The organism is Roseburia sp. CLA-AA-H209 (genome assembly GCF_020687575.1).
Classification (GTDB): Bacteria; Bacillota; Clostridia; order Lachnospirales; family Lachnospiraceae; genus Roseburia_C; species Roseburia_C amylophila.
Window position 1 is genome coordinate 199,389 of sequence record NZ_JAJEQU010000004.1, and the last position, 10,456, is coordinate 209,844.

Below are 10,456 nucleotides of genomic sequence, written 5' to 3' on the forward strand. Positions count from 1 at the left end.
GAAAATGAGTAAGGTTGTATTCATGTTCCCTGGACAGGGAGCGCAGTATATTGGAATGGGCAAAGATTTCTATGATGCCTGTGAAGAGAGTAAAGCCGTATATGAGCTTGCTTCAAAAGTAACCGGACTTGATATTGCAAAGCTTTGTTTTGAAGAAAATGAAGAAATCAATATTACAGAGTATACACAGATTGCCATGCTGACCACAGAGGCAGCAATTTATGCAGCATTAAAGAAAGCTGGAAAAGAACCGGCAGCTTGTGCAGGATTAAGCCTTGGAGAATACGGTGCATTGATTGCATCCGGTGTCATGAGTATGGAAGATGCATTCCGTGTCATTCGTGCAAGAGGAATCTTTATGCAGGAAGCAGTACCAACCGGCGGAGCAATGGCAGCCGTTTTAGGACTGGATGCGAAGGCAATTGAAGAAGTATGCAGCAATACCGAAGGAATTGTATCTATAGCAAATTATAACTGTCCGGGACAGATTGTAATTACCGGAGAAGAAGCGGCAGTAGAAAAAGCCGGTGCAGCATTAAAGGAAGCTGGAGCAAAGCGTGTGGTTCCGTTAAAAGTAAGCGGACCGTTCCATTCCGCCATGTTGACCGGAGCCGGAGAAAAATTAGCAGAAGTATTGGAAAATACAAAGCTGCAGGAATTTAGCATTCCGTATGTAACCAATGTGACAGCAGATTACGTTACCACAACAGAACCGGTAAAAGAGCTGTTAAAGAAGCAGGTATCTTCTTCTGTAAGATGGCAGCAGAGCATCGAACGTCTGATAGCAGACGGTTATGATGAATTCGTAGAAATCGGACCGGGACATACTTTATCTGGATTTATGCGTAAAATCAACCGGGATGTCAAAACGGTAAGCATTGAAAAACTGGAGGATTATAAAGCTTATGTTGGAGAATAAAGTAGCACTGGTAACCGGCGCAGCCAAAGGGATTGGTCGTGCCATTGCACTTCGTCTGGCAGAAGACAAAGCAACGGTAATTGTAAATTACAATGGCAGCAAAGAACGGGCTGAAGAAGTGGTAAAAATGATTACCGATATGGGTGGCAGAGCAGAATCCTATCAGTGCAATGTGGCAGACGACGAGGCATGTCAGACCATGCTCAGAGATATCATAAAGAAATACGGACATCTGGATATTCTTGTAAATAATGCAGGAATTACAAGAGATAATCTTGTGATGAAGATGAATGATGAAGAATTTGATGCAGTCTATGAGACAAACTTAAAGGGTGTATTCCATACCATTCATCATACATCCCGCTATTTCTTAAAACAGAAAAGTGGAAGGATAATCAATATATCATCCGTATCCGGAATTACCGGAAATGCCGGCCAGGCAAATTATTGTGCAGCCAAAGCCGGAGTCATCGGATTGACTAAAAGTGTTGCGAGAGAACTTTCCTCCCGCGGTATTACTGCAAATGTAGTAGCACCGGGAATGATTGAGACCGATATGACAAAGGATTTACCGGATACGGTAAAAGAAAATATGCTTCATAACATTCCGCTTGGAAGAATCGGAAAGCCGGAAGAAATTGCGGCAGCAGTTGCATTCTTAGCATCCGAAGAGGCAGGTTATATCACAGGACAGGTGCTGGCTGTAGATGGCGGAATGACTATGTAGATGCAGAAATAATACTGGCTGATGAAAAAGCTAGAAAGAACAGCGGATGACGAATGACGAGAGATGGATTGTTTAGATAGAGAGGATAAGAACATGAATCGTAGAGTTGTAGTAACAGGATTGGGTGCAATTACCCCGATTGGAAATAATGTGCCGGAATTCTGGTCTGCAGTAAAGCAGCAGAAGGTAGGTATTGGAGAGATTACACATTTTGATGCAACAGACTATAAATGTCATCTTGCAGCAGAAGTAAAGGATTTTGATGCAAAAGAATATATGGATTTCCGCTCTGCAAAGAGAATGGAAGCATTCTGCCAGTTTGCCGTAGCGGCAGCCGGAGAAGCACTGGAGGATTCCGGACTTTCCATGGAAGCAGAGGATGCATACCGTGTGGGTACTTCCATCAGTTCCGGAGTCGGAAGTTTACAGGCAATCGAAAGAGAGCATAGCAAATTATTGGAAAAGGGACCGGGAAGAGTAAATCCGTTATTCGTCCCGATGATGATTTCCAATATGGCAGCAGGAAATGTATCCATTCAGTTTGGATTAAAAGGAAAGAGCTTAAATATCAGTACCGCCTGTGCATCCGGAACGAATGCAATTGGTGAAGCCTTCCGTACCATCCAATATGGTGATGCAGAAGTGATGGTAGCAGGTGGAACAGAAAGCTGCATTACTCCGCTTGGAATAGCAGGATTTACATCTTTAACCGCACTTACTTCTTCAGATGATCCAAAACATGCATCCATTCCGTTTGATAAAAACAGAAGTGGATTTGTTATGGGAGAAGGTGCCGCAATCGTAATTCTGGAAGAATTAGAACATGCCAAAAAACGTGGAGCAAAGATTTATGCAGAAGTAACCGGATATGGATGTTCTTCGGATGCATACCATATTACATCTCCGGCAGAGGATGGTGCAGGCGCAGCAACCGCAATGATAAATGCAATGAAGGATGCCGGTGTAAATCCGGAAGAAATTACTTATATCAATGCCCATGGAACCAGCACCCATCATAATGACTTATTTGAGACAAGAGCAATCAAGCTGGCGTTTGGTGAGCATGCAAAGGATATCCGGATTAATTCCACCAAATCCATGATTGGACATCTTCTTGGAGCAGCAGGAGCCATCGAGTGCCTGACCTGTGTAAAGGAAATCGAGGAAGGTTACATTCATGCAACCGTAGGTTATGAGACACCGGATGAAGAACTGGATCTGAATTATTGCAAAGAGGCATATGAAGAAGAAGTGCCATATGCCATCAGCAATTCACTGGGCTTTGGCGGACATAATGCAAGTCTGCTTCTGAAAAAATATCAGGCATAAAGGAGAAGGGAACAATGTCAGTACTGACAACGAAAGAAATTATGGAAATCATCCCACATCGTCATCCGTTTCTTCTGATTGACACGATTGAAGAACTGGTGCCGGGACTTCGTGCAGTAGGGAAAAAATGTGTTACCTTTGATGAACCTTATTTTGCAGGACATTTTCCGGGAGAACCGGTAATGCCGGGTGTTTTAATTATAGAAGCACTGGCACAGACCGGCGCGGTTGCAATGCTCTGTCAGGATGAATTCAAAGGAAAAACCGCATATTTTGCAGGAATCAGCAATGCAAAATTTAAGAAAAAGGTGGTTCCGGGGGATGTACTTGTTTTAGAGACAGAAATCATAAAAGTAAAGGGACCGATTGGAATTGGAAAGGCAACTGCAACAGTAGATGGAAAAATAGCTGCAACAGCAGAGTTGACATTTGCGATTGGAAGTGGTGAGTAAAGTGAGCAGATTACTGGATAAAATCAAGGAAAATAGAGCTGTAAAGGATGCCACAGAAGGTATTTTACAGGAAGAAAAAAAGAAAGAGGAAGTACTTTGTAAAGCCTGTGGCAAAATGGTAAACAAAGCAGAGGTAGTAAGAAACCGCTATGTCTGTTATGAGTGTGGAGCATATTTCCGCGTAAAAACCGGAAACCGCCTGAAGATGGTATTAGACCCACAGAGCTTTGAAGAATGGTTTGCCGAAGAGCATGGAACGAATCCGCTGGATTTTCCGGGCTATGTCGATAAGCTGACGGCAGTCCGTGAGAAAACCGGATTAAAAGAAGCAGTAACCGTAGGAAAAGGTAAGATTTACGGAGAAGATGCAGTCATTGGTGTGTGCGATGCCAGATTTATGATGGGAAGCATGGGCCATGCAGTCGGAGAGAAAATTGCGGGGGCAGTAGAACGTGCTACGGAAGAAAAACTTCCGGTTATTCTTTTCTGTTGTTCCGGCGGAGCCAGAATGCAGGAGGGTATTGTATCCCTGATGCAGATGGCAAAGACAGCGGCAGCTTTAAAGAAACATTCCGATGCCGGACTTTTATATATTTCCGTATTAACTGACCCGACAACCGGAGGTGTAACAGCAAGTTTTGCTATGTTAGGTGATATTATTTTAGCAGAGCCTGGCGCACTGATTGGATTTGCCGGAGCAAGAGTAATTGAGCAGACCATCGGACAGAAACTGCCGGAGGGATTCCAGAGAGCAGAGTTCCAGTTAGAGCATGGTTTTGTGGATGCCATTGTAGAGCGGAAAGATTTAAAGAAACGTCTGTATGAAATCCTTCGTATGCATAAAGTAAGTGGATATGCCAAATTTGACCCGGCAACTGAAGTAGACGGAAGACCGACAGAGCTGATGCGGGAACGCGCTTACAATACAAAAGAAAAGAGTGCATGGGAAAAGGTTAAGATGGCACGTAAGGTAGACCGTCTGTCCGCAGAGGATTATATCAACAGTATCTTTACCAAATTCATAGAATTTCATGGAGACCGTTATTACAGGGATGACCCGGCAATTGTGGGCGGTATCGCATACCTTGACGGACAACCGGTTACGGTAATCGGAATCCAGAAGGGAAAGGACATGAAGGACTGCATGCGTCATAATTACGGAATGCCATCTCCGGAAGGATACCGTAAAGCAATCCGCCTGATGAAGCAGGCCGAAAAATTCCATCGTCCGGTTATCACCTTTGTTAATACAGCCGGAGCATTCTGCGGTATGGAAGCAGAGGAAGGCGGACAGGGAGAAGCTATTGCAAGAAATCTTTATGAAATGTCAGGGTTGAAAGTTCCGGTTATTACCTTTATGATAGGAGAAGGCGGAAGTGGCGGTGCATTGGCACTGGCAGTTGGAAATGAAGTCTGCATGATGGAGAATGCAACTTATTCCGTACTTTCTCCGGAAGGCTTTGCATCTATTCTCTGGAAGGATGGCAAGCGTGCCAAAGAAGCAGCAGAAGTAATGAAGATAACAGCAAAGGATCTTTTAGAACTTGGCATTATCGAGAAAATTATACCGGAGTATGGTGGAGCAGATGATGAGGCATTGAGTTCCATTGCAGTTTATATGCATAAATGTATCCGCGAATTTTTAGAATCATATGAAGGAAAAAGCGGAGAAGAGATTGCAAAAGCACGTTATGAACGTTTCCGTAAATTTTAAAGGAGCAGAGCATGAACATTCGAATATGTGGAACTGGAAGTGCGTTACCGGAAAGAAAAATTACCAATGACGATTTAAGTCAGATTATGGATACTTCCGATGAATGGATTTCCAGCAGAACAGGAATAAAAACAAGACACCTTGCAACGGAAGAGACAACAACATCACTTGCCGCAGAAGCTGCAAAAAAAGCACTTGCAGATGCAGACATGAAGCCGGAAGAAGTGGAACTTATCATTGCAGCGACGGTAACACCGGATCATCTTGTGCCGACACTTTCCTGTGAAGTGCAGAGGGAAATCGGAGCAGTGAATGCCGTAGCCTTTGACCTTGGTGCAGCATGTTCCGGATTCTTATTTGCATTGAGTACAGCACAGGCATATATTGCCAGTGGCAGATTTAAAAATGCACTCTTAATCGGAGCAGAAGTACTTTCTAAAATTATGGACTGGAATGACCGCAGTACCTGTGTTCTTTTTGGAGATGGCGCAGGAGCAGCGGTAGTCCGGGCAGACGAAGAAAATATCTGTCATGTGGTGCAGGGCTCAGACGGTGCGAATGGACTGGTACTGGCATGTGAGAACCGTCCGGTCAATAATCCATATCATAAGATGGAAAGTCCGCTGGGTTATGTAAGCATGAATGGACAGGAGGTTTATAAATTTGCTGTCCGCACAGTTCCGGCAACCATTACAAAGGTGCTGGAAGAGGCGGATTTAGAGGCAGAGGAAATTTCACTTTTCGTATTACATCAGGCAAACTTAAGAATTATTGAAGCGGTAGCAAAACGATTGAAACAGCCGATGGAGAAATTCCCGGTAAATTTGACGGAATGTGGCAATATTTCGGCAGCAAGTGTGCCGATTTTGCTTGATAATATCAACCGGCATGGTATGATACATAGAGGAGATAAAATTGTACTGGCTGGTTTCGGCGGCGGACTCACATGGGGCGCAGCGGTACTGGTCTGGTAAAAGGAGATAAGAATGAATGCGGATAAAACCTTAAATGACATTCTGGTAAAGCTGTTTAATGATTTGATGGAAATTGAGGAAAAATGCTTAATCTCCGGAGAATTCATGAACATTTCCGGAAATGATATGCATATTATTGAAGCAATTGGTCTGGATGAACCAAAGCGGATGTCGGAAGTGGCGGCGAAGATGAATGTTACAACAGGAACCCTGACAAAAGCAATTGAAGCACTGGAACAGAAAGGTTATGTAAAACGTTGCAGAAATGACAGGGATAAAAGGGTGGTCCGTGTATCACTCACCGATTCCGGAGTCCGGGCATATGAGCATCATGCACGTTTTCACAGCAATATGATACATGATATCAAGGAGAGCCTGACTGACCAGGAGAGTGAGATTCTGATTGGAACACTGGGAACACTGGGAAAACTGGTGAAGTTCTTCCAGAAGAAATATGAATCATATTTGAAAAATAAAAAATAGTATATTTATACAAAAAAAGAAGTAGAGAAGGGAAATAAAAAACTGTTTTCTACTTCTTTTTAATTATAAAAATGAATTTTACTGGTACAAAACTTGCAAAAAAGAAGAAAAAGTACACAAAAGTATAAAGTTTTTGACACAAATATGAAAAAAACGTTGCGAAAAAATTCATTTCATACTAAAATAGTAGTGTTGATGTATATATAATACTCAAATTAATATGTAAAGGAGATATAATATGAGCTACGTTGATGAAGTATTAGAAAGAGTAAAAGCAAAAAACGCTTCTGAGCCAGAATTCCTTCAGGCAGTAGAAGAAGTACTGGAGTCTTTAAGACCGGTAATCGAAGCAAATGAGGAGAAATATCGTAAAGAAGCATTACTTGAGAGAATAACCGAGCCGGATAGACAGCTTAAATTCCGTGTACCTTGGGTAGATGACAAGGGACAGGTTCAGGTTAATACAGGATACAGAGTACAGTTCAACAATTCTATTGGACCGTACAAGGGAGGTCTTCGTCTCCATCCTTCCGTAAATATCGGAATCATCAAATTCTTAGGATTTGAGCAGGTATTTAAAAACTCTTTAACAGGACTTCCAATCGGCGGTGGTAAAGGTGGTTCTGACTTTGATCCTAAGGGAAAATCAGACCGTGAAGTAATGGCATTCTGCCAGAGCTTTATGACCGAGCTTTGCAAATATATTGGCGCTGACGTTGACGTTCCGGCAGGAGATATCGGAACAGGCGCAAGAGAAATCGGATACATGTTTGGACAGTATAAGAGAATCCGTGGAATGTACGAAGGTGTTCTGACAGGTAAGGGACTTACCTATGGTGGCTCTTTAGCTCGTACAGAAGCTACCGGATATGGTCTTTTATACATTACAGAAGAATTAATGAAATGCCATGGTGAATCTATGGAAGGTAAGACAGTTGTTGTATCTGGTGCTGGTAACGTTGCAATCTACGCTATCCAGAAAGCGCAGCAGATGGGTGCAAAAGTTGTTACCTGTTCTGATTCTACCGGATGGATTTATGATCCGGAAGGAATCGATGTTGCATTATTAAAAGAAGTAAAAGAAGTAAAACGTGCTCGTCTTACTGAGTATGCTGCTGCAAGAAAGAGTGCAGAATATCATGAAGGCCGTGGTGTATGGCAGATTAAATGTGATATCGCTCTTCCATGTGCTACACAGAACGAGCTCCTTATCGATGATGCAAAACAGTTAGTAGCAAACGGATGTAAAGCAGTTTGTGAAGGTGCTAACATGCCTACAACCTTAGATGCAACCAAATACTTACAGGATAACGGAGTATGGTTCATCTGTGGTAAAGCTTCTAACGCAGGTGGAGTTGCAACTTCTGCATTAGAGATGAGCCAGAACTCAGAGCGTTTAAGCTGGACATTCGAAGAAGTAGATGCTAAGTTAAAACAGATTATGGTAAATATCTATCATAACATTGATGATGCTGCAAAACGTTACAACATGGAAGGTAACTATGTAGCAGGAGCTAACATCGCAGGCTTCGAAAAAGTAGCTGAAGCGATGCTTGCCCAGGGCGTTTGCTAGGCATTGAACATTTAGAGAACGCGAGCCATAGGCGAAGCGTGAACTTAGTGTGAAAGCCCATCCCGAGACTTGATGAAAACGAGTCGCAGACGAAGTTTGAATCTTAGCCGAGTGGATGTCATTGAACACATAGAAAACATCCCCGAAACGTTATGTTTCGGGGATGTTTTAATTTACACGAGAAACTCGCAAAGCATTTCCGGTGGAATTTCTTTCCTGTTTGGAGTATAATAGAACGAACAACGGGAAGGAAAGAGACCGGAGGCAATTTAGATGCAGAAAAAAGAAAGAAATGAAGAATTAGAATATATAGATGACTTTGAGAATATCGAAGAACCGGAAGAGCCAGAGGACAACCGGGAAGAATTAGAAGAACCAGAAGAGGAATATTCAGAAGGCGGCAGACGCAGGAAGAAAGGAAGAAAATCCGATACAAAGAATGCAGCTTCTGTGGCAGGGGAATTTCTAAGCTGGGTAATTACGATTGTAGCAGCGGTGCTGATTGCTATGTTTTTAAATCGTTTTGTGTTAATTAATGCAGAGATTCCATCCGGTTCCATGGAAAATACAATCATGACCGGAGATAAGCTGATTGGATTCCGATGGTCATATCTGTTTTCCGGACCGGAGCGGGGAGACATCATTATCTTTAAGTTTCCGGATGATGAGAGCCAGAACTATGTAAAACGTGTCATTGGCTGTCCGGGAGATACGGTAAAGATAGAAGGTGGCAAAGTATATGTCAACGGAGAACTCTTAGAGGAGGATTATCTCAAAGAGACATGGACGGTAGCTACAGGACCGTATACCTTTGAAGTGCCGGAGGACAGCTATTTTGTAATGGGAGATAACCGGAATAACTCCTATGATGGAAGATACTGGACCAATACCTATGTGAAGAAAAGTAAAATACTTGGAAAAGCGATTTTCCGATATTGGCCACTGAAGAATTTTAAAATATTGAATTAGTGCGGAACGAATAAGGGAGCAAAAGGAGAAGATTTATGATAACATTATTAGCCAGGATATTTATCCGGGAAGATGATAAGCCGGAGAAGGTACGGCTTGCCTACGGTATTTTATGTGGTATTGTAGGTATTTTGCTAAATGTATTATTATTTACAGGAAAATTTATTGCGGGAACCATCAGTAAATCCATTGCAATTACAGCGGACGCATTTAATAACCTGTCGGATGCCGGCTCATCCATTGTAACATTGCTGGGCTTTAAACTGGGAGCAGCAAAGCCGGATCCGGAGCATCCATTTGGACATGGAAGAATGGAATACGTTTCCGGGCTTGTGGTTGCTGCAGTTATTTTAATTATGGCAGTGGAACTGATACAGGATTCCATCAGAAAGATTCTTCATCCGGAAGCAACGGAATGCTCTGCATTAATTATCGTGATTCTGCTGATATCGATTGCTGTAAAGCTGTATATGACCTTCTACAACAGGAGAGTCGCAAAGAAGATTAATTCAGCGGCTATGCGGGCAACGGCCATGGACAGCTTAAGCGACAGCATTACCACATCTGTGGTTTTAATCACCACATTGATTGCAGAATTTACGTCAGTCAATATTGACGGCTACTGTGGTGTGGCGGTAGGACTGTTTATCTTATATGGTGGAATTAATGCAGCGAAGGAGACTTTAAATCCACTGCTGGGACAGCCACCGGAGGAAGAATTCGTAAAAGAGATAGAACATCTGGTGTTGGAAGAAAAAATGATTATCGGTATTCATGATTTAGTCGTACATGATTATGGGCCGGGACGTCTGATGGTATCACTACATGCGGAAGTGCCGGCAGAAATGAATATCCTTGTAATACATGATATGATAGACAATGTAGAAATGAAATTGAAAAAGGAACTGAATTGTGAGGCTGTCATACATATGGATCCGGTGATTACCGGAAGCAAGGAACTGACCGAGATAAAAGAAACGGTTACAGGTATTTTGAAGGATATTGATGAGGTCATTACTATGCATGATTTCCGTATGGTTCAGGGACCGACCCATACCAATCTTATCTTTGATGTAGTGATTCCATTTGGCTACCGTTCCAGTGATGAAGCAGTGTTAAAAGAACTGGAGCATCAGGTAAAGGAAAAGCTGGGCGAACAGTATCATATCGTGGTCAACGTAGACAAAAATTATGTGAAATAAAAGAAATAACAAAGCCCCGATGGGAGAAATCTGATAGTGATATGTACCCTCTTTACTGGACAACCAGTAAGGAGGGTGTTTTTATGCGTTATAGTTATGAGTTTAAACTGATGT

At 42.5% G+C, this 10,456-nt stretch carries 10 protein-coding genes; all 10 read left to right on the top strand.

The window, feature by feature from the left end:
- Positions 1-4 precede the first annotated feature (4 nt).
- The 10 genes from fabD to LKD41_RS05875 all read left to right on the top strand — a co-directional run bounded on the left by fabD (position 5) and on the right by LKD41_RS05875 (position 10,342).
- Positions 5-919 (top strand): ACP S-malonyltransferase, encoded by a 915-nt coding sequence (fabD, locus tag LKD41_RS05830; RefSeq protein ID WP_227700680.1) that lies wholly within the window; start codon positions 5-7, stop codon positions 917-919.
- Positions 906-1,646 carry a 3-oxoacyl-[acyl-carrier-protein] reductase gene (fabG, locus tag LKD41_RS05835; protein WP_227700681.1) on the top strand — a complete coding sequence of 247 codons (741 nt, stop codon included), beginning with the start codon at positions 906-908 and terminating at the stop codon, positions 1,644-1,646. The genes fabD and fabG overlap by 14 nt, the downstream gene beginning before the upstream one ends.
- 93 nt (positions 1,647-1,739) lie before the next feature.
- Positions 1,740-2,975, top strand: coding sequence for a beta-ketoacyl-ACP synthase II (gene fabF, locus LKD41_RS05840; protein ID WP_117698966.1), 1,236 nt, complete (start codon positions 1,740-1,742; stop codon positions 2,973-2,975).
- A 14-nt stretch (positions 2,976-2,989) separates the two neighbouring features.
- Entirely contained in the window at positions 2,990-3,427 is a 438-nt protein-coding gene (gene fabZ / locus LKD41_RS05845) for a 3-hydroxyacyl-ACP dehydratase FabZ (RefSeq protein WP_117698965.1), read from the top strand.
- A 1-nt stretch (position 3,428) separates the two neighbouring features.
- A complete protein-coding gene (locus LKD41_RS05850) occupies positions 3,429-5,141 on the top strand; it encodes an acetyl-CoA carboxylase carboxyltransferase subunit alpha (protein ID WP_227700682.1) in 1,713 nt (570 codons plus the stop codon).
- 11 nt (positions 5,142-5,152) lie between these two features.
- On the top strand, positions 5,153-6,115 hold the full coding sequence (locus LKD41_RS05855; RefSeq protein ID WP_227700683.1) for a beta-ketoacyl-ACP synthase III: 963 nt from the start codon (positions 5,153-5,155) through the stop codon (positions 6,113-6,115).
- A gap of 12 nt (positions 6,116-6,127) precedes the next feature.
- On the top strand, positions 6,128-6,598 hold the full coding sequence (locus tag LKD41_RS05860; RefSeq protein WP_227700684.1) for a MarR family winged helix-turn-helix transcriptional regulator: 471 nt from the start codon (positions 6,128-6,130) through the stop codon (positions 6,596-6,598).
- A gap of 238 nt (positions 6,599-6,836) precedes the next feature.
- Positions 6,837-8,171, top strand: a complete 1,335-nt coding sequence (gene gdhA / locus LKD41_RS05865) for an NADP-specific glutamate dehydrogenase (protein ID WP_022243643.1) — start codon at positions 6,837-6,839, stop codon at positions 8,169-8,171.
- A 273-nt stretch (positions 8,172-8,444) separates the two neighbouring features.
- Positions 8,445-9,140, top strand: a complete 696-nt coding sequence (gene lepB / locus LKD41_RS05870; RefSeq protein WP_255669446.1) for a signal peptidase I — start codon at positions 8,445-8,447, stop codon at positions 9,138-9,140.
- Positions 9,141-9,175: 35 nt separating this feature from the next.
- Positions 9,176-10,342: a cation diffusion facilitator family transporter gene (locus LKD41_RS05875; protein WP_227700685.1), complete on the top strand. Its 1,167-nt coding sequence runs from the start codon at positions 9,176-9,178 to the stop codon at positions 10,340-10,342.
- The last annotated feature ends 114 nt before the right edge of the window (positions 10,343-10,456 follow it).